This is a genomic window from Amycolatopsis pithecellobii (assembly GCF_009707865.1).
GTDB lineage: Bacteria > Actinomycetota > Actinomycetes > Mycobacteriales > Pseudonocardiaceae > Amycolatopsis_E > Amycolatopsis_E pithecellobii.
Map to the genome: position 1 here is coordinate 96,492 of NZ_WMBA01000015.1, position 26,590 is coordinate 123,081.

The 26,590-nt window shown below is 66.6% G+C and carries 26 protein-coding genes and 6 pseudogenes; 21 read left to right on the forward strand and 11 right to left on the reverse strand.

All coding sequences use genetic code 11. The features are described 5' to 3' along the window. Positions 1–24 precede the first annotated feature (24 nt). Together GKO32_RS39765 and GKO32_RS38960 are read right to left on the reverse strand one after the other, a co-directional pair. Positions 25–156, reverse strand: a pseudogene (locus tag GKO32_RS39765) (epoxide hydrolase N-terminal domain-containing protein); the annotation flags it as partial. Positions 157–716: 560 nt separating this feature from the next. Next, a pseudogene (locus GKO32_RS38960) lies at positions 717–941 on the reverse strand (DDE-type integrase/transposase/recombinase); the annotation flags it as partial. Between the two features lie 51 nt (positions 942–992). Here GKO32_RS38960 and GKO32_RS38965 point away from each other — a divergent pair. Beyond that, positions 993–1,136: pseudogene (locus GKO32_RS38965) on the forward strand (IS256 family transposase); the annotation flags it as partial. A 73-nt stretch (positions 1,137–1,209) separates the two neighbouring features. Here the strand turns inward: GKO32_RS38965 and GKO32_RS40505 are convergent. Next, positions 1,210–1,353: pseudogene (locus GKO32_RS40505) on the reverse strand (IS5/IS1182 family transposase); the annotation flags it as partial. 230 nt (positions 1,354–1,583) lie between these two features. On the opposite strand from GKO32_RS40505, the gene GKO32_RS12740 reads away from it, so the two are divergent. Together GKO32_RS12740 and GKO32_RS12745 are read left to right on the forward strand one after the other, a co-directional pair. Continuing rightward, positions 1,584–2,042: a carboxymuconolactone decarboxylase family protein gene (locus GKO32_RS12740; protein WP_154757034.1), complete on the forward strand. Its 459-nt coding sequence runs from the start codon at positions 1,584–1,586 to the stop codon at positions 2,040–2,042. Beyond that, entirely contained in the window at positions 2,039–3,607 is a 1,569-nt protein-coding gene (locus GKO32_RS12745) for a phytoene desaturase family protein (protein WP_166459513.1), read from the forward strand. The genes GKO32_RS12740 and GKO32_RS12745 overlap by 4 nt, the downstream gene beginning before the upstream one ends. Positions 3,608–3,650: 43 nt before the next feature. Here GKO32_RS12745 and GKO32_RS12750 read toward each other — a convergent pair whose 3' ends face one another. Next, positions 3,651–4,580: an IclR family transcriptional regulator gene (locus GKO32_RS12750; RefSeq protein ID WP_166459514.1), complete on the reverse strand. Its 930-nt coding sequence runs from the start codon at positions 4,578–4,580 to the stop codon at positions 3,651–3,653. Positions 4,581–4,726: 146 nt separating this feature from the next. Here GKO32_RS12750 and GKO32_RS12755 point away from each other — a divergent pair, with 146 nt between their 5' ends. The 7 genes from GKO32_RS12755 to GKO32_RS12785 all read left to right on the forward strand — a co-directional run bounded on the left by GKO32_RS12755 (position 4,727) and on the right by GKO32_RS12785 (position 12,633). Beyond that, the gene (locus GKO32_RS12755) at positions 4,727–5,617 is read left to right on the forward strand and encodes an alpha/beta fold hydrolase (protein WP_166459515.1); all 891 of its coding nucleotides are present in this window, start codon (positions 4,727–4,729) and stop codon (positions 5,615–5,617) included. Then, positions 5,614–6,753: an FAD-dependent monooxygenase gene (locus tag GKO32_RS12760; RefSeq protein WP_154757038.1), complete on the forward strand. Its 1,140-nt coding sequence runs from the start codon at positions 5,614–5,616 to the stop codon at positions 6,751–6,753. Before GKO32_RS12755 ends, GKO32_RS12760 begins: the two co-directional genes overlap by 4 nt. 22 nt (positions 6,754–6,775) lie before the next feature. Beyond that, a complete protein-coding gene (locus tag GKO32_RS12765; protein ID WP_154757039.1) occupies positions 6,776–8,314 on the forward strand; it encodes an NAD-dependent succinate-semialdehyde dehydrogenase in 1,539 nt (512 codons plus the stop codon). Between the two features lie 39 nt (positions 8,315–8,353). Further along, positions 8,354–9,709, forward strand: coding sequence for an aminotransferase family protein (locus GKO32_RS12770; RefSeq protein WP_154757040.1), 1,356 nt, complete (start codon positions 8,354–8,356; stop codon positions 9,707–9,709). 62 nt (positions 9,710–9,771) lie between these two features. After that, entirely contained in the window at positions 9,772–11,181 is a 1,410-nt protein-coding gene (locus GKO32_RS12775) for a pyridoxal phosphate-dependent decarboxylase family protein (protein ID WP_154757041.1), read from the forward strand. 17 nt (positions 11,182–11,198) lie between these two features. Further along, complete coding sequence (ald, locus tag GKO32_RS12780; RefSeq protein WP_154757042.1) at positions 11,199–12,314, forward strand: alanine dehydrogenase; 1,116 nt, start codon at positions 11,199–11,201, stop codon at positions 12,312–12,314. Between the two features lie 97 nt (positions 12,315–12,411). Continuing rightward, positions 12,412–12,633, forward strand: coding sequence for a hypothetical protein (locus tag GKO32_RS12785; RefSeq protein ID WP_154757043.1), 222 nt, complete (start codon positions 12,412–12,414; stop codon positions 12,631–12,633). A 254-nt stretch (positions 12,634–12,887) separates the two neighbouring features. Here the strand turns inward: GKO32_RS12785 and GKO32_RS12790 are convergent, their stop codons facing one another. Beyond that, a complete protein-coding gene (locus GKO32_RS12790; protein WP_154757044.1) occupies positions 12,888–13,091 on the reverse strand; it encodes a hypothetical protein in 204 nt (67 codons plus the stop codon). Positions 13,092–13,453: 362 nt separating this feature from the next. Here GKO32_RS12790 and GKO32_RS12795 point away from each other — a divergent pair, with 362 nt between their 5' ends. After that, entirely contained in the window at positions 13,454–15,601 is a 2,148-nt protein-coding gene (locus GKO32_RS12795; RefSeq protein WP_154757045.1) for a recombinase family protein, read from the forward strand. Here GKO32_RS12795 and GKO32_RS12800 read toward each other — a convergent pair. Then, on the reverse strand, positions 15,584–15,724 hold the full coding sequence (locus GKO32_RS12800) for a hypothetical protein (protein ID WP_154757046.1): 141 nt from the start codon (positions 15,722–15,724) through the stop codon (positions 15,584–15,586). The two genes, GKO32_RS12795 and GKO32_RS12800, sit on opposite strands and share 18 nt — an antisense overlap. 163 nt (positions 15,725–15,887) lie before the next feature. Between GKO32_RS12800 and GKO32_RS12805 the strand changes: the two genes are divergently transcribed. Both GKO32_RS12805 and GKO32_RS40510 read left to right on the forward strand, forming a co-directional pair. Beyond that, positions 15,888–16,064: a hypothetical protein gene (locus tag GKO32_RS12805; RefSeq protein ID WP_154757047.1), complete on the forward strand. Its 177-nt coding sequence runs from the start codon at positions 15,888–15,890 to the stop codon at positions 16,062–16,064. Next, positions 16,000–16,263 carry a cupin domain-containing protein gene (locus tag GKO32_RS40510; protein WP_376765952.1) on the forward strand — a complete coding sequence of 88 codons (264 nt, stop codon included), beginning with the start codon at positions 16,000–16,002 and terminating at the stop codon, positions 16,261–16,263. Before GKO32_RS12805 ends, GKO32_RS40510 begins: the two co-directional genes overlap by 65 nt. Before the next feature lie 33 nt (positions 16,264–16,296). On the opposite strand, the gene GKO32_RS12815 is transcribed toward GKO32_RS40510, so the two are convergent. Continuing rightward, positions 16,297–16,704, reverse strand: a complete 408-nt coding sequence (locus GKO32_RS12815) for a MerR family transcriptional regulator (RefSeq protein ID WP_312867836.1) — start codon at positions 16,702–16,704, stop codon at positions 16,297–16,299. Between the two features lie 86 nt (positions 16,705–16,790). Between GKO32_RS12815 and GKO32_RS12820 the strand changes: the two genes are divergently transcribed. Beyond that, a complete protein-coding gene (locus GKO32_RS12820; protein ID WP_312867837.1) occupies positions 16,791–17,525 on the forward strand; it encodes an SDR family oxidoreductase in 735 nt (244 codons plus the stop codon). A gap of 68 nt (positions 17,526–17,593) precedes the next feature. Here the strand turns inward: GKO32_RS12820 and GKO32_RS12825 are convergent, their stop codons facing one another. Beyond that, positions 17,594–17,965 (reverse strand): copper homeostasis protein CutC, encoded by a 372-nt coding sequence (locus GKO32_RS12825; protein ID WP_312867842.1) that lies wholly within the window; start codon positions 17,963–17,965, stop codon positions 17,594–17,596. Between the two features lie 6 nt (positions 17,966–17,971). Between GKO32_RS12825 and GKO32_RS40765 the strand changes: the two are divergent. Next, a pseudogene (locus GKO32_RS40765) lies at positions 17,972–18,076 on the forward strand (ABC transporter ATP-binding protein); the annotation flags it as partial. A 264-nt stretch (positions 18,077–18,340) separates the two neighbouring features. On the opposite strand, the gene GKO32_RS12830 reads toward GKO32_RS40765, so the two are convergent. Next, on the reverse strand, positions 18,341–18,952 hold the full coding sequence (locus tag GKO32_RS12830; protein WP_154757049.1) for a flavin reductase family protein: 612 nt from the start codon (positions 18,950–18,952) through the stop codon (positions 18,341–18,343). Further along, entirely contained in the window at positions 18,949–19,992 is a 1,044-nt protein-coding gene (gene curA, locus GKO32_RS12835) for an NADPH-dependent curcumin/dihydrocurcumin reductase (protein WP_312867838.1), read from the reverse strand. The genes GKO32_RS12830 and curA overlap by 4 nt, the downstream gene beginning before the upstream one ends. A gap of 124 nt (positions 19,993–20,116) precedes the next feature. Between curA and GKO32_RS12840 the strand changes: the two genes are divergently transcribed. From GKO32_RS12840 to GKO32_RS38975, 5 genes and pseudogenes are all read left to right on the forward strand, one after another. Next, positions 20,117–20,704, forward strand: coding sequence for a QsdR family transcriptional regulator (locus tag GKO32_RS12840; RefSeq protein ID WP_312867839.1), 588 nt, complete (start codon positions 20,117–20,119; stop codon positions 20,702–20,704). Positions 20,705–20,956: 252 nt separating this feature from the next. Further along, a complete protein-coding gene (locus tag GKO32_RS12845) occupies positions 20,957–22,063 on the forward strand; it encodes an alpha/beta hydrolase fold domain-containing protein (RefSeq protein WP_154757050.1) in 1,107 nt (368 codons plus the stop codon). A 57-nt stretch (positions 22,064–22,120) separates the two neighbouring features. Continuing rightward, positions 22,121–23,821, forward strand: coding sequence for an AMP-dependent synthetase/ligase (locus tag GKO32_RS12850; protein WP_312867840.1), 1,701 nt, complete (start codon positions 22,121–22,123; stop codon positions 23,819–23,821). 49 nt (positions 23,822–23,870) lie between these two features. Continuing rightward, a pseudogene (locus GKO32_RS40770) lies at positions 23,871–24,197 on the forward strand (hypothetical protein); the annotation flags it as partial. Next, positions 24,119–24,802, forward strand: a complete 684-nt coding sequence (locus GKO32_RS38975) for a DUF6247 family protein (protein ID WP_246243577.1) — start codon at positions 24,119–24,121, stop codon at positions 24,800–24,802. The pseudogene GKO32_RS40770 and the gene GKO32_RS38975, both read left to right, overlap by 79 nt. A gap of 142 nt (positions 24,803–24,944) precedes the next feature. On the opposite strand, the gene GKO32_RS12860 is transcribed toward GKO32_RS38975, so the two are convergent. Then, on the reverse strand, positions 24,945–26,087 hold the full coding sequence (locus GKO32_RS12860) for an FAD-dependent monooxygenase (RefSeq protein ID WP_154757051.1): 1,143 nt from the start codon (positions 26,085–26,087) through the stop codon (positions 24,945–24,947). Positions 26,088–26,230: 143 nt separating this feature from the next. Between GKO32_RS12860 and GKO32_RS12865 the strand changes: the two genes are divergently transcribed. Beyond that, positions 26,231–26,557: an ArsR/SmtB family transcription factor gene (locus GKO32_RS12865; RefSeq protein ID WP_154757082.1), complete on the forward strand. Its 327-nt coding sequence runs from the start codon at positions 26,231–26,233 to the stop codon at positions 26,555–26,557. Positions 26,558–26,590: the final 33 nt, after the last annotated feature.

The following is a 26,590-nucleotide window of genomic DNA, read 5'->3' on the forward strand; positions in this document are numbered from 1 at the left end:
GGGTTCGGAAGAACCCGAACTCATGAGCAGAGGGACAGCATCCCCGTGCGGTGAGCGGATATGTAGGAAGGTGATGTCCAGGCCGTCGATTTCGGTCTTGGAGTGGTTGTGGGAATTGAGGAGTTTCTCCACCCGCCGCCAGTCATAGCGAGTCTGCCAATGCCGGCACGCCTACAACAACCCATACGGAGGCGACGACCCCTCCGGCTGGCACACCAACCACGTCCACATCAGCATGTACTAATTTTGACAAAAGTTTCATCTGATGATGGATTCGGGCCGTTGTCCAACGGTCGGCAAAGCTGTCACCAGCGGGAACTCTGTCGACGATGAGACCTTACCGTGACGGCTTTGGTCGATGGATCATCTGTGTGTCCACTTAGTATTCTTTCATTAGAAGAAGGATTCCGTCTCCTGATGAAGGGCGTCGTGGTGGCCGTTCGTGTGGTCGATGTCGCAGGTGCGGCGCATCTCGTTCTCGGGGACCGGGGCGCGGTGCGGCACCTGGATCCGGCCGAGGCGATGTTCGCGGCGATGCTGACCGGATGGGACCGCCAGCAGGCGAGCCGACTGCTGGCCGCGTCGACGCGTAAGCAACGGGTAGATGCGGTTCGCCGGTTCGCGCGGTTCGTCGGCTCGTACCCGTGGCAGTGGACGCCGGCTGATGTGGAAGAGTGGTCCGCTGAGCTGCGTGGTGGCCGTTCGCACTCGACTTGGCTGCCGCGGTCGGAGTGGAAGACCGCGCCGGGTCGGGTCAGGCTGCGGTGGTGGGCGAGTTCGATGGCGTCGCAGACGAGTTCGGCGCGCATGTGCTCGGCCATGGCGTGGCCGATGACTTCGCGGTTGAACAGGTCGATGACGGTGGCGAGGTAGAGCCAGCCTTCGGTGGTGGGCAGGGAGGTGATGTCACCGACCAGGCGGTGTCCGGGGGTGGCTGCGGTAGGTAGTACTGGACCAGGCCGCGGTACTCGGCCTGGTACTTCGCGACGATGGCCGCGCTCAAATGCGTCTACCTCGCGCTGATGAGCCTCGACCCCACCGGCACCGGCTGCCGCCGGTGGACCATGCACTGGAAGGCACCTCTGAACGCATTCCAGATCGCCTTCGAAGGCCGGCTGATCCCGGCCACACACTGACTGCCAGCAACCAAGGTCAGTCGTTAACTGGACAGACCCACCCGTGACGGTCGTTGCCGTTGGCGTTGGGTGATCATGTGGTGCGGTCGTGTTCGATGTGCAGGATCAAGAGGACTGCGGCGATGTCCGGCTGATGGTCCAGGGGTAGAGGCTGATGTTGCGCAGGGCTTTGAAGGGTGGTCTTGAGTAGTGAGTTGCCGCGTTTGCAGATGGGGCGGACGGGCGTTGTGGGCTCGGGTGGCGCTTCCCGCCCGCAAGTTGGCACCTCTCTGTGTCAAGCCGTCGGCAACAGAGAGGTCTCCAACTTACTAGGGGCGTTCCATCGCGCCAGTTTATCTAGACATGGACTCCCAATCGCATGTAAGTTTGGATTGTGATTCCAGATACGGCAAGAGGCGGTTGGATCAAGGAGCGAGTTGCTGAGACAGTCTCGAAGGGAACGAGACGATGACCGTTGACCCGGGCGGCGAGTCGCCCGCACAGCTCTACATCGACGACATGGTCCGGGCCCGCGGGTATGTGCTCGACTACCACAAGAAGATGGCCCGAGCGGACTTTGCAGTTCTTGAGGCCGCTAACCACATGGTGTCGGCCGCTTACCTGGATCAGCGCTTGCTCGACCGGCGCACGAAGGAGCTGATCTTCATCGTGAGCCTGACGGTGATGCGGGCGGCGAAGGGCCATATTCAGAGTCACATCCGTGTGGCACTGGACCTGGGGGTGTCCCCGCAGGAGATCCTGGAAGCGATCGAGATCGCGCTGCCCGAAGCCGGCATCGTGGCGTTTCAGGTCGGCTTCGACGCATGGCAGGAGATCGTCGGTGTGGAGCCGCTCGAACCACGGGTGGCCGTCCACCAGGGCGGCTCGCCCTCGGAGTCGGATTTTTCGGAATCGGGGGCTGGGTGAACTCAGCAGCAGCTGCATCGCCGCCGCGGGTGGTCGTGATCGGCAGCGGCCACAACGGGCTGGTCGCCGCGGCATACCTCGCGCGGGCAGGACTGCAGGTCACTGTCCTCGAGCGCGACACCGAGATCGGTGGTGCGTGCCGGACCAGCGAGATCTTCCCCGGCGTCCGCGGATCGACGTACTCCTCGACCTTGTGGGCCTTTGAACCGAAGATCATTGATGATCTTGATCTGCGCCGGCGGGGTGTGAGGTGGTCGATGATCGATCCGACCATCCACTCGGTCGGGGCCGGTGAGGCCGTCGTGAATTGGTCGGACCGGCAGCGCACCGCCAAGGAGATCGCCCGGATTTCCGGGGCGGACGCGCTACGACTGGGGGAGTTCGACGCCTACTGGCAGCGGGCCAGGGCTCTGCTGCGGCCGTTCATGCTGACCGACCCGCCGTCGCCGGAGGGTCTCGCCGCGCATGCCGACATGGTCGGGGATCGCGCCTTGTGGGAGGAACTCACCACGATTTCGCTGTCCGAGGTGTGCGGCAGGTTCTTCACCGATCCACGAGTTCATGCCGCGATGGCCACGTTGAGCGACTTCGGGTTTCCCTGGGCGGCAGGTACTGCGCTCCTGACAGCACATGGCCGGGCCAAGGCCTCGCTGGGCGGTGCAGCTGTCATCGAGGGGGGCATGGGTAAGTTGACCACCGCCCTGGCCGAGGCCGCGCTGCATCATGGAGCCGCCATCCGCACGGCGAAGTGCGTCGATCGAATACTCGTTGACGGCAGTGACGGTGCGGGTGTGTGGGGTGTGCGGCTCGATGACGGCTCGGAGATCCGCTGCGATGTCGTGATCTCCAACGCCGACCCGAAGACCACGATGTCGCGACTCATCGATGCTGCCGACGCTCCGGATGGTGTGCTCGCCGACGTGGAGAGATTGCAGACGTCGGTGTCGACACTGACCCTGCACTGCCTCCTCGATCGCCCGCCGAGCGTGAACGCCATCCTCGAGCCCGACAGAAGACCCGACAGACCGGGCTACATCACGATCGCTTCCTCGCTGGATCAGTACGGCCGGGCCTATGCCGAGGCCTGCGACGGCCATGTCCCACAAATGCCGATACTGCATCTCGAAACACCAACGCTGTATGACCCCACGGCGCAGGGACACGGGCGTCACCTCATGTCGATCTGGGTCCAGTACGCACCTGGCGCTCCCCGTAATGGTTCGTGGGATCAGCTGCGTTCGGCAACGACATCACACTTGCTCGACATCGTCGAGCAGCACCTGCCGGGCACCCTCGACACAGTCCTGGACAGCCGGTTGGTCACGCCGGCGGACCTGGAAAACCGACTCGGGTTGACAGAGGGAAACATCAACCACATCGATCTCGTCCCCACTCAATTGTTCAGCCGCCGGCCCCTGCCCGGGTGGGGATACCGAACCCCCATCCCGTCGCTCTACCTGTGCGGGGCCGGTACACACCCCGGCGGCAGCGTGTCGGGAGCATCGGGCCACAACGCCGCGGCGACAGTACTTGCCGACGTGGGTGGCGCGCCCGGGCGCAATTGATCAGTCCCGGCGCTGGTACCGCACCCCACTCGTACCCTTGCCGCTAGCGCGACGGCTGCTCACTGCTGGTGACGAGGCGGTCGGGGCCACCGAGCAGCATGCTGATCTCCACGGCGGAGGCCACGACCTGCTTGCGCAGCGCGGCGATGTGCTGCGCTGTGAATCGGTGGCTCGGTCCAACGAGGCCGATGCTGGCCACGACGGCGCCGGTGGTGTCGCGGATCGGGGCCGCCACCCCGCACACACCGCGCCGGTAGGTCTCCCGGTTGACCGCGTACCCGTCACGGCGGACCTCGGCCAATATGGCGGCGATCTCATCCGGCTGTTGCGGTGTCTGCTCGGTGTAGGCGGGCAGTGGCCGGGTCAACTGGGCCTTGATTTCCAGCTCGGGCTGGAAGGCCAGCAGGGCCAGCCCCGTCGCCACGATCACCGCCGGAGCCCGGTTGCCGATGTCGGGGCGGACGACCACCTGGTGCAGGCTCTCCAGCTTGTCGACGTAGACGACATCCCCCTGATCGTAGACAGCGAGATGCACCGTCTCCAGCGACGTCTGGTTCAGCGCCTCAAGAACCGGGCGGGCGTGGAACCGCAGATCGAATCCCACCGTCCAGTACTGCCCCAGCTCGTGACACTTGATGCCCAGGGCGTAGTTGCCGTGGTCGTCTTGCAGCACGTAGCCGCGGCGCCGCAGGATCGCCAGCGCGCGGTGCACGCTGGCCTTCGGGTGCTCGACACCAGTCGCGACGTCGGACAGCTGTCGCCCCTGATCGCGCGATGCCTGGGCGAGCCACTCCAGCACGTCGAGAGCCCGGTCGACATGCACCCCACCAGCAAGCCCACTCCCAGCCGGGTCGGTGACACCCGCGCCCGTGCGAACGGCGCCACCGCCAGTGGCGCCAGCGCGAGCGGCACGAGCCGTCACCGGTAGGTCGGCGGCCAATCCGCTCGATTTCTTGGCTCCACGAGGACTCACGAGCACCTCCACACGTTCACCAGGGGTCTCCCACCCTATACAGGGCCCGACACAGCCACTCCAGAACTCCACACCTGGCGACAGGATGATGATCAAAAGAGATTGACTTGGAAAGCCGTTCCAAATATAACTAATATATGGACTGCATGTCTAAGTCTCGATGGAAGTTTGCAGGAGGTGGAGCACGGCTGGCGTACCTCCTCGATCCCGATCCCGGAAACCCGGTCGTGCTGCTGCACAGCCTTGCGACCAGTGCTCGCACCTGGGAGCCTGTCCGTCGTGCCCTAGGGGGCAGGCTGCGGCTGCTCACCCCGGACTGCCGAGGCCACGGCCGCTCGGAGACCGGCCCGATGTCACCGTCCGCCTGGGCCGACGACCTCGCCCGGATCCTCGACGACGCCGACGTCAACCGCTGCGTCGTCGGCGGGGTGTCCTTGGGCGGGATCCAGGCGCTGGCCTTCGCGGCACGACATCCCGACCGCGTAACCGGAGTCGTCGCTGCCGACACCTTCGCCCACCTCGAACCGGCCGTAGCCACCGCGCGCATCGGGTCGCTGGTCGATCAGGCGAGCACCCTGACAATGGTCGATGTCGCTGAGCAGTACGTCGCTGACACATTCACCGACACCCCGCCACCGGCCTCGAACCTGGTCGCCGAAGAGATGGCGGCGATGCCGGCGGCGGTGTTCTGCGATGCCGTTCGCGCCTGCTTCAGCGTCGACATCCGCGCCGATCTCGCACAGGTGCGCTGTCCCGCGGTCGTGGCATGGGGTGAGAACGACACCAAGACCCCCCGTGCCCTGTCCGAGGCCATCACCGACGGGCTGCCCGATGCGGAACTCGTCGTCATCCCCGCCGCGGGGCACCTCTCGCACCTGGACAACGCACCGGCGTTCGCCGGCATCGTCCTGGATTTCCACACCCGGCTCGCCGCAACGACTGGCCAGGCAATCCCGGCCCAGGAAACCACCGCCCGGGCAACGACCGAGCTGGCAATGACCGAGACGGCAACAACCCAACCCGAAGGAGTGGCATGAGACGCAAACCCCTGTCGATCGCCGTCATCGGAGCCGGGATGGGTGGTCTGGCGACCGCGATAGCGCTGCGCTCGGTCGGCATCAAAGTTACCGTCTACGAACAAGCGCCCGCCATCGCCCGTGTTGGCGCCGGGATCCAGGTGGGGTGTAACGCCATGCAGGTGCTGCGCGGATTCGGACTGGAAGACGAGATGCGGGCCCGCGCGTTTTACCCACGGTCCTGGAACAACAAAGACTTCGACACCGGCGAAGTCCGTTTCGACCAGATCTTCGGGGCCGACGCCGAGCAGCGCTACGGCGCACCGTACCTGCTCGCGCACCGCGCCGACCTGCACGAGGCACTCGCGAGCGTGGTCCCACCCTCGCAGTTGAAGCTCGGTCACAAGCTGGTGGGGCTCGATGACAAGGGAGACCGGGTCACGCTCACCTTCGCCAACGGCGAGGTGGCTGAGGCCGACGGTGTTGTCGCCGCGGATGGAGTGCACTCCGTCGCCAGGGAGCTGTTGTTCGGCGATTCCGACGCCGCGAACTTCACCGGCCGGATCGCATATCGCACCACGTTCCCGGCGGCTTTGCTGCAGGGATATGAGATCGATGACTGCACGAAGTGGTGGGGACCGGACCGGCACGTGGTCATTTACTACACCCGCCCGGACCGCAGCGAGGTGTACTTCGTCACCAGCCAGCCCGAGCCCGGGTTCACCGTGGAGTCCTGGAGCGCCAAGGGCGATGTCACGACGCTGCGGAACAGTTTCGCCGACTTCCATCCCCAGGTCCGCCACGTCCTGGCCGCGTGTCCCGAGGTTCACAAGTGGGCGCTGGTGGATCGCGACCCGCTGCCGACGTGGAACCAGGGCAACGTCACCCTCCTCGGCGACGCCTGTCACCCCATGACCCCGTACATGGCACAGGGTGCGGCGATGGCGATCGAGGACGGCGCAGTGCTGTCACGCCTGCTGCGCGACATCGACGACCCGTCGGCCATCAACGACGCGTTCCGCCGGTTCGAGAGCACCCGTAAGGAACGCACATCGAAGGTCCAGGCCATCTCGCGCGCCAACTCCTGGCTGCGAGAGCCGACCGATGTGGACTGGGTGTACGGGTACAACGCCTGGACCACCCCGCTCGGCGACTGACTGATCAGGCAGGAGAGGTCACATGCAGACAGACAGCCCGCACGTTCCGGCCAGCGGATCAGCGCCTGTTGCGGCTCGGCTCAAGGATGCCGACAGGAATGCGGTGCCGCAGGTCGAGACGAGCGCTTACGTCGGCGGGGCGTGGGTAGAGGCGCACAGCGGCGACCGGTTCGCCGTCACCGACCCGGCCACTGGCGAGACGATCGGCCATGTGCCCGACATGTCAGTCGCCGATGTCGACGATGCCGTGTCCGCAGCAGGTGACGCCCTCACCGTATGGCGGCGCATGTCGGTGCTGGACCGCGGAACGATCCTGCGCGACTGGGCCGAGTTGATGCGCGACAGCGCCGAAGGTCTCGCCATCACTCTCGTACGGGAGCAGGGCAAACCGATCCGGGAGGCCGTCGCCGAGATCGGCTACGCCGCGTCGTTCCTGGACTGGTTCGCAGAGGAAGCCCGCCGCAGCGGCGGCACCACCATCCCGAGCGCGTTGCCCGGCCGGCGGATGTTGACCGTCCGGGAGCCATTCGGGATCGGTGCTGCTATCACGCCGTGGAACTTCCCGGCAGCCATGATCACCCGCAAGGTGGCGCCTGCCCTCGCGGCCGGGAACACGCTCGTGGTGAAGCCGGCCGAACAAACCCCGCTGTCAGCGCTGGCTCTGGCCCGCCTGGCCGAGCGTGCCGGACTCCCGCCGGGAGTGCTTAACATCGTGACCAGCAGCCGGGCCAACACCCCGGCGGTCGGGCACGAGCTGTCGACCCGACCCGAGATCCGCAAGCTCAGCTTCACCGGGTCGACCGCGATCGGTGCACTGCTGATGTCGCAGGCCTCGGCCACCATCAAAAGTCTGTCGCTGGAGCTCGGCGGCAACGCTCCCTTCTTGGTCTTCGCCGACGCCAATCTCGACCTCGCTGTCGAGGGACTGATCACGGCCAAGTTCCGCAATGCCGGCCAGACGTGCATCTCTGCCAACCGGATTCTCGTTGCCGATGCGGTCTACACCGAGTTCGCCGAGCGCCTTACCGAGCAGGTCTCCCGACTCGTCGTGGGTGACGGTCTCGACCCCGCCACCTCGATCGGGCCCCTCATCGACGCTGCCGCGGTGGCGAAGTTCGACGCCCACGTCGCAAACGCCCAACAGCGCGGTGCGACTCTCAGGTTTGGCGGCAGCGCGCATCCGCGAGGCGGAAACTTCGTCATCCCCACCGTGCTCACCGACTGCCCCAGCGACGCCGACCTCTGCAATGAGGAAACGTTCGGCCCGCTCGCGGCCATCACCCCGTTCACCGACGAAGCCGAAGCGATCACTCTCGCCAACGCCACGGTCCACGGCCTGGCCGGCTACGCCTACACCCAGAACGCGGACCGGGCCTGGCGCCTGGCCGACGCTCTGGAAACCGGGATGCTTGGCCTCAACACCGCCGAGATCGGATCGGCCGCCGCCCCGTTCGGCGGAGTCAAGCAGTCCGGGATCGGGCGAGAAGGTTCCCACGAAGGCTTCCTGGACTGGACCGAGGAGAAGTACCTGTGCTGGGCGATCAATGACGCCGACGCCTGATCTTCGCCCGGTCACCCAGACGAAACGAGGGATGGACTCATGAACCTGATCGGCTTAGCCCCCGACGAGATGATCCAGGCTGACATCCGAACCCTCATACATCCGCAGCTCTCAGCCGATCATCTCCAGCGCGTGGTCATTGTCGAGGGCCACGGATGCACCCTTACCGGCGCCGACGGCACCACGTACCTCGACGGATCCGGCGGTCTGTGGCTGGCCCAGATCGGACATGGCCGCCGCGACATGGCCGAGGTCGCCGCCGCCCAAATGCAGCGACTCGAATACTCTACCTGCTTCTGGGACTTCACCCACGACCGCGCCGTGGAACTGGCTGATCGGCTTCTGTCGATCGCGCCGGCCAACATGTCGGCGGTGCACTTCACTTCGGGCGGATCCGAGGGCAACGACGCAGCCATCAAGGCCGCCCGCCTCTACCACCACCGCCGCGGCGACCACGACCGCACGTGGATCCTGTCGCGTCGAGGTGCCTACCACGGCCTCACCTACGGCGGCGGCACCGCGACCGGCATCGGCTCGCTGCTCGAGGGTCAAGGGCCGCACCTGCCCCACGTGAGCCACCTGACGGCCCCGCACTCCTACCGGCGGGACCTGTTCGCAGGACAGGACCCCACCGAGTTCTGCATCCGCGAACTCGAGGACCGGATCCAGCAGCTCGGACCGCACAACATCGCTGCCATGATCGGCGAGCCGATCATGGGCGTCGCCGGCCTCATCACACCGCCGCCGGACTACTGGCGGCGGGTCCGAGAGGTACTGACCCGGCACGACATCCTCCTCATCGCCGACGAGGTCGTCACCGGCTTCGGACGCACCGGCGAATGGTTCGCTGCCCCCGATCTCTGCATGCAGCCCGACATCATCGTGACGGCGAAGGGCATCACCAGCGGCTACCTCCCCATGGGTGCGGTGCTGTTCTCCAAGCCGATCGCTGATGTCCTTCGATCCGGGGTCAACGGGTTCCCGGTCGGGTTCACCTACTTCGGACACCCAGTGGCCTGCGCGGTTGCGCTGAAGAACATCGAGATCCTGGAGCAGGAGAACCTGCTTGACGCAGCTCGCGACACCGGACAGCTGCTTCATAACCTCGCTGCTCCGCTGGCCGACCTTTCGATCGTGGGTGAGATCCGGCAGGCCGGTATGACTCTGGCGCTGGAGCTGGTCACCGATCCGGTGTCCCGGACACCGTTCCCTGATGCCGGGGTCGCGGTCGGGCGACGACTGCGTGACGAGTTCGGCGTACTCGTACGGGTCAGCGCCGGCTCCAGCCTCGTGCTCTCCCCACCGTTCGTTCTGACCGAGAACGAGGCGACCCGGCTGATCGACTCGATCGGCTCGCTGTTGCGTCAGATCACCAGGTCGCAACCGACGGTGTGACGCCGACCGCGGACTATCTTGCACTAGCTCCGCACGGTCGAGTTCGAGCAAAGGAGAAGTAGATGGATCACAGCACCGCCGCCGATTCCTCTGATGGGGCATATACCGTTCTTCGGCGGGCAGCGGAATTGGCGATGGAGTACCTGCGGGATCTGCCGGACCGACATGTGGACGCGATCACCGGCTACGACGAGGTCCTGGACCTGCTCAGCGGCCCGGTCCCGGAGCACCCCACGGATGCAGTGGCAGTGGTCCAACGGCTGGCCGCGATCCTCGGCCCGGCCACCATCGCCAGCGCCGGTCCCCGCTACTTCGGGCTCGTCGTCGGCGGGTCCCTTCCCGCCGCGCTGGCTGCCGACTGGTTGGTGTCCACCTGGGACCAGACCGCCTACAGCCGGATGTCCTCGCCGGCAGGCGCCGCGGTCGATGCCGTCACCGAACGGTGGATCCTGCAGGTGCTAGGTCTGCCGGCTGAAGCGACGGTCGGGTTCGTCACCGGCGCCACGGCCGGCAACACCGTCGGTCTACTCGCCGCACGCCACGTCCTACTGCAACGGCAGGGCTGGGACGTTGAGGCCGACGGGCTCACTCAGGCCCCCCGCGTCCGCGTGATCGCCGGCGACGAGGTCCACCCGTCGGTGCTGCAGGCAATCCAGATGATCGGCCTGGGAGCGCGCCTCGTCGAACGCGTCGCCGTCGATGACCAAGGAGCGATGCGGGCCGACGCGCTCGCCGACGCCCTCGCCGCCGACCCAACTCCCGCCATCGTGTGCGCACAAGTCGGCAACGTGAACTCCGGTGCCTGCGACCCCATGGCACAGATCGTCGACCTGACCCGCGAACACGGCGGATGGGTCCACGTCGACGGCGCATTCGGACTGTGGGCACAGGCATCACCACGACTGTCGGAACTCGTCGCCGGGGTCGAGCGAGCCGATTCCTGGTCGACCGACGCCCACAAATGGCTCAACGTCCCATACGACTGCGGCCTGTCCATCGTCAATCACCCCGACGCCGCTCGCGCCGCGCTCGGCGCCACCACCAGCTACCTGCCCACCAGCACCGCCCGCGAACCCGGCGTCCTCGTCCCCGAGATGTCCCGCCGATCTCGCGCCGTGCCCGTGTACGCGGCACTGGCATCGTTGGGCCGCCCCGGCGTCCAGGCTCTGATCGAACGCTGCTGTGATCACGCCCGTCGCCTGGCTGATGCCCTCCGCGATGACGCCGGCTTCATCGTCTGCAACGACGTCGTACTCAACCAGGTCCTCGTCCGGGCCGACGACGACGAGACCACCTGGCAGGTGTGCGAGCACGTACGCCACAGCGGCGAGGCCTGGGTCGCCGGAACCGTATGGCACGGTCGAGCAGCGGTGCGGGTGTCCTTCTCGAACTGGGCCACCACAGACGATGACGTCGATCGACTCGCCACCGTACTGCGAGACGCCGCGAAGGCGCTGCGCACAATCCGATGAAAGGACGGTGTCGACTCATGAAGGTGGGCATTCCGAGTGAAGTCAAGAACAACGAGTTCCGGGTGGCGATCACCCCCGCGGGGGTCTTCGAGCTGAACCGGGCCGGTCACGAGGTGTACGTGCAGGCCGGCGCCGGTGCCGGCTCCTCGATCACCGACGCCGACTACGTCGCCGCCGGGGCCACGATCCTCGACGGCCCGGACGACGTGTGGGCCACCGGCGACCTGATCCTGAAGGTCAAGGAGCCGATCGCCGAGGAGTACGGCCGGATGCGCGAGGGCCAGGTGCTGTTCACGTACCTGCACCTGGCGGCGTCCAAGGAGTGCACGGACGCGCTGATCGACCGCAAGGTGACCGGCATCGCGTGCGAGACGGTCGAGCTGCCCGACCGCTCGCTGCCGCTGCTGGCCCCCATGTCGGAGGTCGCCGGCCGGCTGGCCCCGCAGGTCGGCTCCTACCACCTGATGCGGTCCGGCGGTGGCCGTGGCGTGCTCATGGGCGGCGTCCCGGGCGTGTACGCGGCCAAGGTCGTCGTCATCGGCGCCGGCGTCTCCGGCATGAACGCCGCGGCGATCGCGCTGGGCATGCAGGCCGAGGTGCTGGTGCTGGACAAGAACATTGCCCGGTTGCGCGCGGCCGACGCCGACTATCGCGGTCACCTGCAGACGATCGCGTCGAACGCGTACGAGATCGAGAAGGCCGTGATCGACGCCGACCTGGTCATCGGCGCGGTCCTGGTGCCCGGCACGAAGGCGCCGAACCTGATCTCCAACGAGCTGGTGTCGCGGATGAAGCCGGGCAGCGTGCTCGTCGACATCGCCATCGACCAGGGCGGCTGCTTCGAGGACTCGCGTCCGACCACGCACGCCGACCCGGTCTACCGGGTGCACGAGTCGATGTTCTACTGCGTGGCCAACATGCCCGGCGCGGTCCCGCACACCAGCACCTACGCGCTGACCAACGTCACCCTGCCGTACGCGCTGGAGCTGGCCAACGGCGGCTGGCGCGACGCCGTCAAGTCCGACCCGGCGCTGGCCCTGGGCCTGAACACCCACGCCGGGCACGTCACCTACGGCCCGGTCGCCGAGGCGCACGGCATGCAGGCACTGCCGCTGGCCGAGGTGCTCGGCTGAGACCGAGCCGACCCGCCTCGGACCGGCGGGAGCGGGAAGAACGTCTCCTTACCAGCACTGCCGCTGGCAGCCCTGGCGCCGCTGGATGATCTTCGCGATGCTCGCCTACGCCCTGCTCGCCGTCACCACCGCCGCAGAGGCCCGCACCGCAGCACCTGACGGTCTGATCGCGTTGACCTGCAACGAAATCCGTCGCCTACTCGTCGTCCATGTCATCGAACCCGCACGCCGCATCACCGACCGGGACGCCTGGTCAACCTGGCGTCGACGCCACCAATACCGAGCCAAGGTCAGCTACTACCAGCACCAACGTCCATAACCATCACGACCTATGGCTGGAGTACTAGCTTTCGGGCGGGTTGTCAACGTTGTTGTTGGGCATGCTGGCGCGCACCGGTTGTCAATACCGGTGCTGGGCAGGACGCGCTGGTGTCATGGCGTGGTGGGGCCGCTGTGGTCGGCTGGCTGATCAGTCGCCCTCGTGGGGCAGGCTTTCGTGTTCGCCGTGAGCGGCCCCGAGCGGGCGGGCGGCAAGCTAGGTTGCGCCGTCGAGCGGCATAGCTAACAGGGCCGTCACCGTCCGCTCGGGTGCCTGCCTTGACGGTAGCGCTGTTCGTCGAAGGGCTGTTGGGTGCGCAGCATCCGGTAGGCAAGTCGGCAGGCGTGGCGGGCCAGAGCGACGCGGGCTTGGATCGGGGCCATCCCGCGGGCGCGTAGCTCGGCGTCGCGTTCCACGAACGGTGCGCAGCGCTGAGACAGACCCCAGGCGATACCCATGATTTTGACAAAAGTTTCATCTGATGATGGATTCGGGCCGTTGTCCAACGGTCGGCAAAGCTGTCACCAGCGGGAACTCTGTCGACGATGAGACCTTACCGTGACGGCTTTGGTCGATGGATCATCTGTGTGTCCACTTAGTATTCTTTCATTAGAAGAAGGATTCCGTCTCCTGATGAAGGGCGTCGTGGTGGCCGTTCGTGTGGTCGATGTCGCAGGTGCGGCGCATCTCGTTCTCGGGGACCGGGGCGCGGTGCGGCACCTGGATCCGGCCGAGGCGATGTTCGCGGCGATGCTGACCGGATGGGACCGCCAGCAGGCGAGCCGACTGCTGGCCGCGTCGACGCGTAAGCAACGGGTAGATGCGGTTCGCCGGTTCGCGCGGTTCGTCGGCTCGTACCCGTGGCAGTGGACGCCGGATTCCCCGCCAGTTGCACAACTGCGAGGGCGCTTTGCCGGAGAACGCCGTTATCACCGCTCACTTCTACGACATAGAGTCGGGACGCAAGGAGGCTGCAGCGCGGAGCGAGGGGCGCGCCCATGAGCTGTTCGACATTCCGATTCCGCGCGACGGCGGCATTCAGGAACTCCTCGACGAGGCTGCACGTCCTGATCGTCGATTTGATGTCGTCATCTGCGAAGATATCTCCCGAATCGCGCGCAGGACTTACATTGGCACCAAAATCGAGCACCAGCTCGAACAACACGGAATCCTCCTAGTCGCGGTCGATGAAGGTGTCCGCCTCGCCCAACCGGGGCGACGAACGAAGACCGCCACACAGGTTCTGACTCGGCGTGTCAAGCAAGGTGTCGCCGAGTGGTACGTCACAGAGATGCTGGAGAAGAGCTGGGACGGATTCGAGACACACACCGACCAGGGTTACAACGTCGGCAAGCCCTGTTACGGCTACCGTGCTGAGCACATCAAGCATCCCGTACCCGCGAAGCGGGCCAAGGGAATGAAGAAGACCAGGCTGAAGGTGCACGAGGTCGAAGGCGCGGTCGTACGTAAAGTGTTCAGCTGGCGGGTACGCGAGCGCCTTGGTTACCAGGCCATTGCCGATCGACTCAACACTGATCTCATCACGAATCCGCCGCCCACCCCTGTCGACCCAGCACGGGCGGTCGGCATCTGGACCTACTCCAGTGTCCGCGAGGTCCTGACCAATCCCAAACACACCGGTCACATGGTCTGGAACCGGCGCGCCCGCAAGGGCAACGGTAAGAATAGTGTCAACCCCACCGCTGAATGGGTTTGGTCGCCTGCCCCCGCGCACGAGGCGCTGGTCGACTTGGAAACCTTCGTCATGGCCCAGCAGGTCGCGTCGCACCGTGAACGATCCACAACTGCTCCGGGGAAGCGTAAAGATACCAAGACGAAGCTGGTGTACCCGTTACGTAGCTTCGTCTATTGCGACTTGTGCGGTCGGCGAATGTCTGGCAATACTCCGACCGCCCATCGCTACTATGCGTGTGCTCCGAAGCGGGCGTGGCGACCGGAGGGGCACCCAACGATCTGCCGAGTTCGAGAAGACACATTGCTGGATACCTTGGAAAGCTTTCTATCGACGAGAGTTTTCGGCGCATATCGTCAAGACCTCCTCGCCCTCAACCTCAAAGCAGTCGACGGAGCCGCCCAGCGAGACCGAAACCATCGCATCCACGCACTCGAACGAGCTATTATCGATACCCACACGAAGAGCAGGAACCTACTGCGCACTCTCGAAATCGCCAAGGACGTCAATCAGGACCTGATACGCGACATCAACGAGCGACGCGCAGAGTTGAAAGTCGAACGAACAGCCCTAGAATCGCAGCTCGACGAAGCCAAAGCGGACGCACAAAAGGCCCCGAACGCAGCCCTTTTGCAGCAGCTACCCACCGGTCGCATAAGGTTGGGCGGCTTACCAGATGAGCTGACCCGTCAACTGTTTGAAGCTCTTCGCCTTGAGATCCGTTACAACCATGACACTCGGGTGGCCACCTGCAGGATCACCCTGATCGGGGGGACTCTTCAAGCGGTGTCACAGGCGATCCGCAAGTCGAACGTGATCGCAATACCCATCACGAGCAACACCGTCACTAGAGAGGAGGACCATGCGATGAACGCAAGTCGTGTGTCTCTCAGTAATGATGGTTTGCGTGCCATCCCGTCGGGGGCACTGTTTCCGCTGGCCAGGCGGGTTGTGCTGGGTGCCGTTCATGATCGTCTGCCCCACTTTTGCCGCGACCCTCACAAGAACCGCTGCGAGCCGATCACAACGACGTCCGCAAATGGCTTGACGGCAGGTGCCACGAGATCCCAAGCCCCGGGGCATCGCCGAAGTGTTGTCGGCGAAAGCCGGCGGGAGGATGTGGCACCCCAGATCATTACCGGGTACATGTTTGCCACGCCTGTGGCGCTCACAACGGCCGACGACGTGGTGCCGCTGCCGCCGAACGTATCCGCCCACAGCCCACCTGATGGACACGGACTTCCAATTCGGCGTTGGTCACACGCCGAATGCTGATAGATCGAGGGCGGCCGCGCTGCCCGCCGAGGTGAGGACCGAACCGTCGTCGACGAAGAGCAGGTCGTCCCGCAGCGCCGACAGCGGTGCCGCGCTTCCCACGGTGAACAGGTGCTCGCGCACGGGGATCGAGCGGTGCGCGCGATGACCTGGAGCGTGTAGAGCTCCCGCCCGATCTCGCGCCGGCGGCGGGCTCCGGACACTTCGCACACACAGGCGAACTCGAACGGGTTCGATCCCTCGTCGAGGAGCAGGCCCACCGGAACCGGTTGGTAGGAAAGGGAGGATGATCAGGACCGCGATCGATCTGGCCCGCGAAGCGGCCGAACTCACCGAGTTCTCGTCGCAGCGGCTCCTCACCGAGGCCAACGGCAACCTGTTCAAGGGTCGCGAAGGGCATCGGCTCCACGAACTGGCACCAGCACGACGACCAGGACGAAACGTTCCCGCTGCTCAGCGGTAGGCAGCGGATCCGGCTGCGCACCGGGGACGTCGAGCTGCGCCCTGGCGATCTCTACGTGATCCCGCGCGGGACGGAACACTGCCCGGCGGCGGAGAAAGAGGCCCGCTTCCTGCTGATCCGCCCGTCGATCACGTCCACCGCCGCCGGAGGAAAGCCGTCGTGGAGTTTCGAATGCGGCGGCGGGCCGAGCTCGACGTGAAGGCCGCCGATTGGGCGGCGGCCGGAAGCGACATCATCCGGCGGCGGCGAGTGCGTCGTCACGCTGCCGGGCGAGGTGGTCCGCCGCCCCGGCCATCAGGGCGTCGAGGTGGTCGCGCGTGGTGAGCAGGGCCGAGATCTGCGCGTCGATCCGCTCCCGCTCGCTTCGCATCACCTCCAGCGTCTCCACGGTGATGTCGTCCGAGGGGGTGTCGACGCACGGCAGCAGCGCGGCGATCGTCTCGCTCGACAGGCCGGCGTCGAACATCCGGCGCAGCATGCGCACGCGGTCCACCGCGTCTTCCGGGTAGAGCCGCTGCGCTCCCGTCGTCCGGATGGAGGTCAGCAGGCCGCGCTGCTCGTAGTACCGGAGCGAGCGGATGCTGACGCCCGTGCGGGCGGACAGCTCGCCGATGCGCATCCGCTGGTCTTCTTCGCTCACTGTAACCCCCGCCACTTCTCGTTGAACCTGACATCTATGTCAGATTCTACCCTGCGATCGGAACCACAACAGGAAAGGACACCATCGTGGAGATCGCGGGATCGGTCGCCTTGGTCACTGGGGCCAATCGCGGCCTCGGCCGGGAATTCGTCGAGCAGCTGAGGGAGCGGGGCGCCAAGAAGGTGTACGCCGCCGCGCGCGACACCAGCACCATCACGACGCCGGGCGTCGTGCCCATGGCACTGGACGTGCTCGACCCGGAGAGCATCGAGCGGGCCGCCCAGCAGGCGGGGGACGTGACCCTGCTCGTCAACAACGCCGGGATCGCGACCGGCCAGAACCTCATCCGCGGCGACCTGGCGCAGGTCCGCCGGGAGATGGAGGTCCACTTCTTCGGCACGCTGACGGTCACCCGCGCCTTCGCCGACATCCTCGGCGGCAACGGTGGCGGGGCCATCATCAACGTCCTGTCGGTACTGTCCTGGTTCTCCTGGGACGGGGCCACGTCGTACTCGGCCGCGAAGGCGGCGGAGTGGAGCCTGACCGCCGGCACGCGCGTCGAACTCGCCGGGCAGGGCACGCAGGTGCTGGGCGTGCACCTCGGCTCCGCCGCCACCGACATGACGGGCGACTACGACGGGCCCAAGCTCAAGCCGAGCGAGGTCATCGGGGCCGCGCTCGACGGCCTGGCCGACGGCGCCGTCGAGGTCCTCGCCGACGAGTGGAGCCGGACCACGAAGGCCGGCCTCGCCCAGGACCCGGCGGAGTTCTACGCCGCGGCCGTGCGCCCAATCGTGAGGCGGACGACCGGACCCCGCTGATCGACCCGGTTCGCTCCACACGGGACGGTCGGGGCATGCGTCGCGGCCGTCCCCGGAGTGAGAGCCGCTCAGCTCGGCGGGGATGCCGGGAGATGACAGCGCGGCGCCGCGTGCAGGTCGCGCACGCCCGTCGCCGCGGCGATGGCCCGCGCGTTGTGCGGGCGGATCCCGCCGCACGCCATCACCGACAGCACACCGCCCACGGCGGCGACCATGCGCCGGAGCACCGGGGCCCCGTCCCCGGCGCGCGCCGCCCTGCCCGAGGACAGCACCCGCCGCACGCGCAGCGCCACCAGCGTCTCCACCGCCGCCACCGGATCGGCGCACACGTCGACCGCGGCACCGGAGATCACCGCGTGCCGGACGTCGGTCAGCATGGCGTCCACTTCGGACACCGAGTACCGGAAATCCCCTTCCCGCAGGCGGATCAGGACGTGCACCTGCGCGCGCTGGCGGCCGGCCCGGAGCTGATCATCGCGGACGAGCCCACGACGGCGCTCGACGTCACGCTGCAGCAGCAGATCCTCGGCCTGCTGCGCGACATCCGGGAGCATGGGCCTGCGTGCCGAGGAGTCGTCGCTTCATGGGCAGATGTGCTGGGCCAAGCACGCGGGGCACCCCGGTCGAGCACGCATACGCGTCGACGAGTCGGCTGGGCATACCCTCGGCGTGGCCGTGAGTCTCCTGCCGCGCATCGGCGCCTCGTCCGACCGGACGCCAAGTACGGGGTGCTGGTCGCAACCCGACCTCCGCCACCATCGCCCAGACCTCGGTCACGCCGTGACCGGCCGCAACCCTGCGCGGGTACGCCTGAGCTAGGGCTGGTGGGCGATGTCCCTCGGGTGCATCGGCCGATCGACCGCGGTGACGGGCGGTGTCAGGCCCCATTCGTTCGCACCCAGTCGGGACAGGGGCCGCAGCCGGTCGATCTGCGGCAGCCCGTGCTCGATCGCGTCCTCGTCCACGCAGATCCGCAGGACCGTGCCCAGCACGTGGACCGAGTCTCCGAGGTCCTGCATCGAATGGAACACGCATTCGAGAGATGCCGGGGACGCCGCCACGCGGGGAACCTCGACCGATGCGCTCGGCTCCATCTCGATGCCCAGGACCTCGGCCTCGTCGACACCCGCCCCGAAGGCCGCCGCGCTGTTGTTGACCAGGTGCAGCATCGGCTCGGTGGCGACGTTGACGACGAACTGTCCGGTGGCGAGGATGTTCGCCAGCGTGTCCTTGCGGCCGACCGACGTGAAGCAGATGATCGGCGGGGAGGCGCAGGCGACGCTGAAGAACGAGTGCGGAGCGAGGTTGCCGACTCCGTCCTTCGACATCGTGGAGATCCACGCGATCGGCCGCGGGACGATGAGCGAGGTCATCAAGGCGTAAGGATTGACCTCGGGGTCGGCGCAGTCGAACAGCGCGCGGCTCATCGGGCTCCCCGATCGCGGATCGTGGGATCCTCGCCCACCTGAATGATCGTCTTGCCGAGGTTCTCCCCACGGAGCATGCCCCGGAACACCTTGGGCGCATTGGCTAGGCCCGACGTGATGTCCTCGAGGTAGGTGACCTGCCCGTCCCGGACCCACCTGGTCATGTCGGCGGCGAAGGACGTCGTCAGGGACTCTCGGAACTCGTCCTGGATGAACCCTCGGATGGTCAGGCTCTTGGTCAGCACGGTTCTCATCAGCGCCGGCGAGTGGGCCGGACCGGAGGTGGCTGCCGGGCCGTTGAGCGTGGCGATCAGGCCGCACACCGGCACCCGCGCGTAGGTGTTGAGCCGAGGCAGGACGGCGTCCCACACAGCGCCTCCGACGTTCTCGAAGTAGACGTCGATCCCGTCGGGTGCCGCAGCATCCAATGCCTCGCCGAGTTCCCCCACTTTGCGGTCGATGACTGCATCGAAGCCGAACCGGCGAGCGACTGCCTCCTTCGCCGCCCCTCCGACGATCCCCACCGTCCTCGCGCCGAGGGCCGAGGCGATCTGGCCGACCGTCGCGCCCACCGGCCCCGTCGCGGCAGCCACGACGAGGGTCTCACCCCGCTTCGGCTTCCCGATCGCGGTCACGCCCGCGTAGGCGGTGAAGCCCGGCATGCCCAGGACACCGAGCGCTGTCGTGATCGGCGCTACGGACGGATCCAGCCGGCGCACCTGGCTCGCCGTAGCCACGGCGAACTCCTGCCACCCTGAACCGGCGAGGACGACGTCCCCGGGAGCGAAGGCGTCGTCGGCCGACTCGACCACCTCGCTCACTGTCGCGCCGACCATGACCGCGCCCAGTTCCACCGGATCCACATACGAACGAGCCGCGTTCATCCGCCCTCGCATGTACGGATCCAACGAGAGATAGATGGTGCGCAGAAGCAGTTCCCCACGCCCCAGTGTCGGTGTCGACGACGACTCCATTCGGAAATCGCCGTCTGCCGGTTCGCCGTCGGGCCGGGCTGCCAGGACGATTCTGGTGTTCTTCACGTGATGCGCCTCTCCTATGGACCGTTCAGCGGGTTACCGTTCGCGTCCGCATCGGCGCTGGACCCGCCGGTTCGCGCTCCCCCACGGGGTGCGACGAGGGCGCGTCCACGGATAGTCTCGACCCGTGTCGAAAGCCGCCCTCCCCGACGACGCCGCCGGCACGCGCACGCCGGAGCCACAGGGACGGGACGCGGCGGTTCGCTTGGCGCGCAAGTGGTTCATCAACAGCCAGCGCATCGAGATGCGGGCGCTCGCAGACGAGCTCGGCGTCAGCCGCATGACGATCAATCGCTGGGTCGGCAGCCGGGACCAGTTGATCGGGACGATCACCTGGGCCCTGGCCGAGAACGCGCTCGATCGCGCCCGGGACATGTCGACCGGATCGGGTGTCGAGGTCGTGGCGGGCACGCTCGAAGGATTCATCGCGACGGTGCTCGACGCGCCGTTCCAGCGGGCGTTCCTGCGTCAGGAGGGCGAGATCGCCCTTCGTATCCTGACCACCCGCAGCAGTGACGTGCAGCGCAACTTCATCGCGTACGTGGCCGAGCTCCTGCGCGATGAGCTCCCGGAGAGCGCCGAGCGCATGCCGATAGAAGACCTCGCCTATCTGTTGGTCCGCATCGCCGAGTCGTTCTGCTACGTCGACATGATCTGCGGCGGCGAGCCCGACGCGAGGAAGGTCGGCGTCGCGGTCCGAGTCCTGTTGACGTAGAGCCCGCGAGAGGTACGGCGGGCGGCGGACTGGACCAAGCATGGTGCGGACTCCTCGACCGAGAGCGGCCCGACGGCCGTGCAGCGTCATGAGCATGTTACATGCTCGCCAATGTAACAAGGAGCCGTCCGCGACGGCCGGTCCACGGCCATCGTGCGACCACCTGATCCAGGGTGCCTGTTACCTATTGTCAAATGTAACATCCCGACCTACAGTGACGGGCAATGTGACCGATACCACGATGAGGTGGGCATGACTGCGATCCCGTTCCGAACCGCCCCCGTATTGCCAGGCCGACTCGGCGACGATGCCCGCTCGCCCGTGAGCGACGAGCGCTTCTCCCCGGCGATGCTCGCCGGCCTCGCTGCCGTCGGACTCGACGTCACCGGAGCGCCTCCGCCCGTCTCCTCGTCCGACGACCTCGAGACCGTGTTGGCGGCCGTCTGCGCCGCACACGACGGGTTCCAGACGCTGTACGAGACGATCGAGCTGTCCCTGCCCGGTGACAGCGACGACGTCGACGTGAGCACCGCGAGCATCACCGGGGTGGACGGCAATGAGATCACCCTGCACATCTTCCGACCGCGTGGCGTGGCCGGCCCGTTGCCCGGCGTCGTCTACGCGCACGGCGGCGGCATGGCGATCCTGACCACCGACAATCCGGTGCACCGCCGCTGGTGCACCGACGTCGCCCTCGCCGGTGCGGTCGTCGTGATGGTCGATTTCCGCAATGCCTGCACCGCGGCGACCCACGATCCCTTCCCCGCCGGGGTCGAGGACTGCCTCGCCGGTGCAGTGTGGGTCCATGAGCACAGGGGCGAGCTCGGCCTCTCGTCGGTCGTCATCCAAGGTGAGTCGGGCGGCGGTAACCTGGCGATCGCCACGGCACTGCTCGCGAAGCGGCGGGGGATCGACGTTATCGACGGCGTCTACGCCAGCGTTCCGTACATCAGCGGTGGTTACGGGTGGGACCGCGAACGGCGACTCGCCGAGCTGCCTTCGTTGGTCGAGAACGACGGGTACTTCATCGAGACAGGCATGATGGATCTCCTCGTCCGTGCCTACGACCCGCACGGTGAGCACATCGAAGACCCCATCGCGTGGCCCTACTTCGCCACCGAAGAGGAGCTGCGCGGTCTACCGCCGTTCGTGATCTCGGTCAACGAGCTGGATCCACTGCGCGACGAGGGCATTGCCTTCGCCCGCAAGCTCGCGCGAGCCGGCGTCGCGGTGTCGGCACGGGTGAACCTGGGCATCGTCCACGCTGCCGAGGTCATCTTCCGCCACTACGTCGGCGCCAGCACAGAGGCGGCAGTCGCCGACGTCGTGGGGTTCGCGAAGCGGGCGCGCGGGAACTGACCGCAACCTCGGCCGACGCGTCCTCCGGAAGGCACGGCGACCCATGAAGGAAGGTACGTGTCGCACAGTTCACCCGACACCCCCACACTTGCCCGGCTGGAGCAGTCCACCTCATTGTGCGAGGTTCTCCTCGCGACCGCGTCTTCGCGACTCGATCAGCCGGCCGTCCGGTCACACGAGTCGAAGGTCGTGTGGACATACCGCCAGATGCTGGCCCGCATCGGTGAGGTGGCGAGCCGTCTTCGGGAGCGAGGTGTCGGTCGCGGTGACGTCGTGGCCCTCATGTTGCGCAACCGGCCGGAGTTCCACGTCGTCGACGCCGCTGTCATGTTCCTGGGCGCCGTGCCGTTCAGCCTCTACAACACGGCGCCGGCCGAGCAGCTGAGACACGTCCTCGTCGATTCCGGAGCACGCCTCCTCGTGACGGAACAAACCTTCTCGAGCGTGGTGGAGGCAACCCGACGACTGGACACTCCGCTGGAGCAGGTGCTGTTGATCGATCACACGTCCGCTGCCGACGAGGGGCTCGCGTCGGAGCTTGCCGCGGACACGACCGATTTCGACCTCTCGTCCGTAGGCGTGGGACCGGATGATCTCCTGACGTTGATCTACACGTCGGGAACCACGGGGCCGCCCAAGGGCGTCGAACTGACGCACCGTGGCATGCTCGAGCAGCTCCGTGGAGTGCATGCGTCCCTGCCGCTGAGCGGCGGCGGCCGCCAGATCAGCTTTCTGCCAGCGGCCCACGTGGCCGACCGATGGGCTTCGCACTACTCGGCCTTCATGACCTACGGCAATACGGTGACATCGGTCGCCGATGCGTCCCAGCTGTTCGATGCGATCGCGGAGGTCCGTCCGACGATCTTCGGCGCAGTTCCCCGGATCTGGGAGAAGCTCAAGGTCCGGGCAGAGGATGAATACGAACGCGACCTCGTCCCCGACGTACTCGAGAACCCGGCCCTCGCCGCCCACGTCCGCGAACGCCTCGGACTGGACGCTGCCACGTGGGTCAACACCGGCGCTGCGCCCACACCGCCGAGTGTCGTGGAGTTCTTCGACGCCGTCGGTCTTCCGCTCTGCGAGGTGCTGGGGATGTCGGAGGTGTCCTGTCTGGTCACGATCAGCACGCCGACCAGCCGGCGGCCGGGAAGCGTCGGCAAGCCGTTGAGCGGCGTCGAACTTGCGCTCGCCGACGACGGTGAGCTTCTCGTTCGAAGCGCTCAAATCATGCGCCGCTATCGTGGCCTGCCCGAGATGACGGCGGAAGCGATCGATGCGGACGGCTGGTTCCACACAGGTGACGTCGCGCGGATCGACGGAGACGGGTTCGTGTGGATCGTCGACCGCAAGAAAGAGCTCATCATCAACGCGGCCGGTAAGAACATGTCTCCGGCCAACATCGAGATGGCCGTGCTCACCGCTGGTCGTGCGATCAGCCAGGTGTGCGTCATCGGAGATCGGCGCCCCTACAACGTGTGTCTGGTCGTGCCGAATCGTGCGGCATTCGGCCCCGACGACACCGAGGCGACAGTGTCAGCTGCTGTCCAGGCACAGGTCGACGCCGCGAACGCGGGTCTCGCTCGGGTCGAGCAGATCAAGAAGTTCGCCGTCCTGGACGCCGAGTGGCTGCCCGGCCACGAACTCACACCCACGATGAAGCTGCGCCGCCGAACGATCGATGACAAGTATTCCGGCGTGATCGAGGGCCTCTACCACCACGGGGATGGAAATGATGGCGCCTGGACGAGTAAGTCCTAACGGCGTGACGACCGATCTCAACACCCTCCTGACCGCACTGTAGGTCAAGATCGACGATTGGCTGGGCAAGTCCACCCGGACCGGGCGCGCACCGAAGTTGTCGGATGTTGAGCTGCTCACCCTGGCCGTGGCACAAGCCCTGCTCGGCGTCCGTTCGGAGGTTTGCTGGCTGCGGTTCGTGCCGCGAGCACTGCCCTGCGCTTTCCCGTACATCCCAGGTCAGCCCGGCTGCAACAAGCGCCTGCGCTCCGCGGTGTCCCTGATCTGGGGACTGCGCCTGCACCTCCCGCGAACTCGATGCCTGCGGCCCTCGTATCGCAACCGCACACCCCGGCCCGGCGAACACCTACTCAAACCGATCCAGCCACTGATCGAGTTCGGACTTACTCCTCTAGACCTCTAGCTGCACTCGACAGTTGCTCGGCACTGCTCGCCGCCAAGGTCCACCCCCTTCACTCTGCTGCTGCTCCCCGGTTCTGGGGCGACCACGGCGAACTCAGTGCGTTCAAAGTTTCTCTACTTGTTCCTGGTCAGACCCCTTACCCGGGCGTTCCCGCAGCGTTTCGACTCGCGTCGAAGACGCTGAGCCTGGAGGCGTTGCAAGCAACGCTGGCGAGCTGGCGCCGCATCGCGCGGATGACGCAGGCTGACCCGGCCGGGCATCGTCGGATGCTGGAGCAGGCGAAGCGGACGCTGCGCACCCGCGAGCTGCCCGAAGGCGCGGTCGACCGCCTCGTCGCCGAAGGCGGCGGAGCCCGCTGCGCGCAGGGCCTCGAAGGAGAAGGACTCCTCGTCGAAGAGGAATTCCATCATGTGCCTCCTGCTCGATACAAACGGAACTGCTGCTGGCGAGGCGGTCCAGACCTTTCAGCTGCGGAAACAGAGAAGCGATGGAAAACGCTGCCGTTCCATGCAGTTCGGCGTCGTTCGATGCGGACGCCGTCCGGGGAGACGCGGTCACCGTGCACGCTCACGCCGTGATCACCGACGGCACGCAACAGGCCTCTCGCCGACGATGGGCACGAAGCGCTGCCGGCCGAGCCGGGTTCGTCGGACATGGCGGCGTCCACCCGGCTGAGAACTACCGCGGAGCTGACCGGCGACCGGTCTGTGCGGACCCGGTCTACCGGTTCGCGGCTTCGCGAGCGGCGATCCGGCTCGTGCGACTGACCGCGCGGGCCACCGTGTTGCGCACCACGAGGCCCGGCCGGGTGCGGGGCACCATGAGCCGGGAGATCAGACCGACGCGTCGCTGCCGTGGGCCTACTTCACGGCGGAGTCGCGACTCGTAGGCAGCGAAGGCGCGGGCGTGATCACCTGGGTGGGCGGCGAGCTCATCCGCGAGGGCGTACGCGCCCGCCATCGCGATACTGGACCCGTCGCCCAGCAGGGCTGTCGCTCCCGCCGCGTCCCCGAGTAGTACGACCCGTCCGCGGGACCACGACGGCATCCGGACGGTGGTCAGGGGATCGAAGAACGGAGCCGGGTGGTCGAGGTACGCCGCCACGAGTTCCGGTGCCCGCCACCGCACGTCGGCGTAGGCGTCGGCCACTGTCTGCTTGTGCAGTGCGATGTTCTTGCGGTCGTGGGGTGCTAGCTGTGCGGCCCGGAAAGTGAAGATTGCGAGCGGGGTGGTCCGCGAGGGGTGGACGACCAGCATCCGGTTCGGCACGGTCAGCATCGTCATCTCGTTCGGGTCCTCGATGGCGTCGGGTTCCAACGGGACAGTCGCGCCATACAGACCCAGATCGCTCACGAACTGCCGCTCGGGTCCGAATACCAGGCGCCGTACCGTGGAGTGCATCCCGTCCGCACCGACCACCAAGTCGAAGCGCCGTGGCGCGGACCGCCGAAAGGTGACATCGACCCCGCCTCCGTCCTGGTCGAGAGCGGTGACCGTGTCGTCGAACAAGAACTCGGCCTTGGGCTGCGCCGACTGGTGGAGGACCTCGGACAGGTCGGCTCGGGTTACCTCAACCGTCGGCGCCTCGTCCGAGGTGAGCGGGAGCTGCAGGATTCGCCTGCCGCCGGGGTCGAGCAGGGTCAGCGACCGATTGCGCGTAGCGAGCCCGCGGAGCTGCGGGAGGATGCCCATGCGCTCGGCGACCGGGATCGCGGGCCCCTTCACGACGATCGCGCTACCGCCGGAGCGCAGCTGCCGGGCATGTTCGACGACCGTCGGCCGGTATCCATGCTGGGAGAGCCAGTATGCGAGTGCGGGCCCGGCGATTCCGGCACCGACTATCAGCACGTCGCGCTTCGTCATGACGATGACCTCTCGGAGTGGCGATGACCAGGTCCCCGGCGCGCAGCAACCCGGGTCAAGGTACGATCAAATTCGTACCTTAGTGAAGCACCTCATTGAGGTACGATGCAAGTCGTACCTGAAGGGGGTGTCGCGTGGCCACCATGAACCAGGTCGGGCCGGAGGCCGATGCGCAGGATCTGGGTGCGGTGTTTCGCGCCCTCGCCGACGAGCACCGTCGTTCGGTGATGACGGAGTTGGCCGCTGACCACAGCGACAGCGAACGGGGCTGCAACTCGTTCAATCTTCCGATCTCGAAGCAGACCCAGACCCACCACTTCCGGGTCCTTCGCGAGGCGGGCCTCATTGACGAGATCGACTATGGCAACCGCAAGGGCATCCGACTACGACGCGCGGACATCGAGAAGAGGTTTCCCGGGCTGCTCGCACTCCTGAAAGCAGAGCCCCAAGGCGGTGCCCCTCCTCGCTGAGCACACCGGAGATCGCTGCGGGCGGGTGGGCGG

What these genes read in the sequence shown, in the direction of transcription:
- GKO32_RS12795 (WP_154757045.1), top strand. Translation starts at nt 13,454, where the DNA reads ATGCGGTTCGCCGGTTCGCGCGGTTCGTCGGCTCGTACCCGTGGCAGT.
- GKO32_RS12805 (WP_154757047.1), top strand. Translation starts at nt 15,888, where the DNA reads ATGATCAGGACCGCGATCGATCTGGCCCGCGAAGCGGCCGAACTCACC.
- GKO32_RS12775 (WP_154757041.1), top strand. Translation starts at nt 9,772, where the DNA reads ATGGATCACAGCACCGCCGCCGATTCCTCTGATGGGGCATATACCGTT.
- GKO32_RS12770 (WP_154757040.1), top strand. Translation starts at nt 8,354, where the DNA reads ATGAACCTGATCGGCTTAGCCCCCGACGAGATGATCCAGGCTGACATC.
- ald (WP_154757042.1), top strand. Translation starts at nt 11,199, where the DNA reads ATGAAGGTGGGCATTCCGAGTGAAGTCAAGAACAACGAGTTCCGGGTG.
- GKO32_RS12865 (WP_154757082.1), top strand. Translation starts at nt 26,231, where the DNA reads ATGAACCAGGTCGGGCCGGAGGCCGATGCGCAGGATCTGGGTGCGGTG.
- GKO32_RS12785 (WP_154757043.1), top strand. Translation starts at nt 12,412, where the DNA reads ATGCTCGCCTACGCCCTGCTCGCCGTCACCACCGCCGCAGAGGCCCGC.
- GKO32_RS12740 (WP_154757034.1), top strand. Translation starts at nt 1,584, where the DNA reads ATGACCGTTGACCCGGGCGGCGAGTCGCCCGCACAGCTCTACATCGAC.
- GKO32_RS12760 (WP_154757038.1), top strand. Translation starts at nt 5,614, where the DNA reads ATGAGACGCAAACCCCTGTCGATCGCCGTCATCGGAGCCGGGATGGGT.
- GKO32_RS12860 (WP_154757051.1), bottom strand. Translation starts at nt 26,087, where the DNA reads ATGACGAAGCGCGACGTGCTGATAGTCGGTGCCGGAATCGCCGGGCCC.
- GKO32_RS12790 (WP_154757044.1), bottom strand. Translation starts at nt 13,091, where the DNA reads ATGGGTATCGCCTGGGGTCTGTCTCAGCGCTGCGCACCGTTCGTGGAA.
- GKO32_RS12755 (WP_166459515.1), top strand. Translation starts at nt 4,727, where the DNA reads ATGTCTAAGTCTCGATGGAAGTTTGCAGGAGGTGGAGCACGGCTGGCG.
- GKO32_RS12765 (WP_154757039.1), top strand. Translation starts at nt 6,776, where the DNA reads ATGCAGACAGACAGCCCGCACGTTCCGGCCAGCGGATCAGCGCCTGTT.
- GKO32_RS12830 (WP_154757049.1), bottom strand. Translation starts at nt 18,952, where the DNA reads ATGAGCCGCGCGCTGTTCGACTGCGCCGACCCCGAGGTCAATCCTTAC.
- GKO32_RS38975 (WP_246243577.1), top strand. Translation starts at nt 24,119, where the DNA reads ATGCCTGCGGCCCTCGTATCGCAACCGCACACCCCGGCCCGGCGAACA.
- GKO32_RS12845 (WP_154757050.1), top strand. Translation starts at nt 20,957, where the DNA reads ATGACTGCGATCCCGTTCCGAACCGCCCCCGTATTGCCAGGCCGACTC.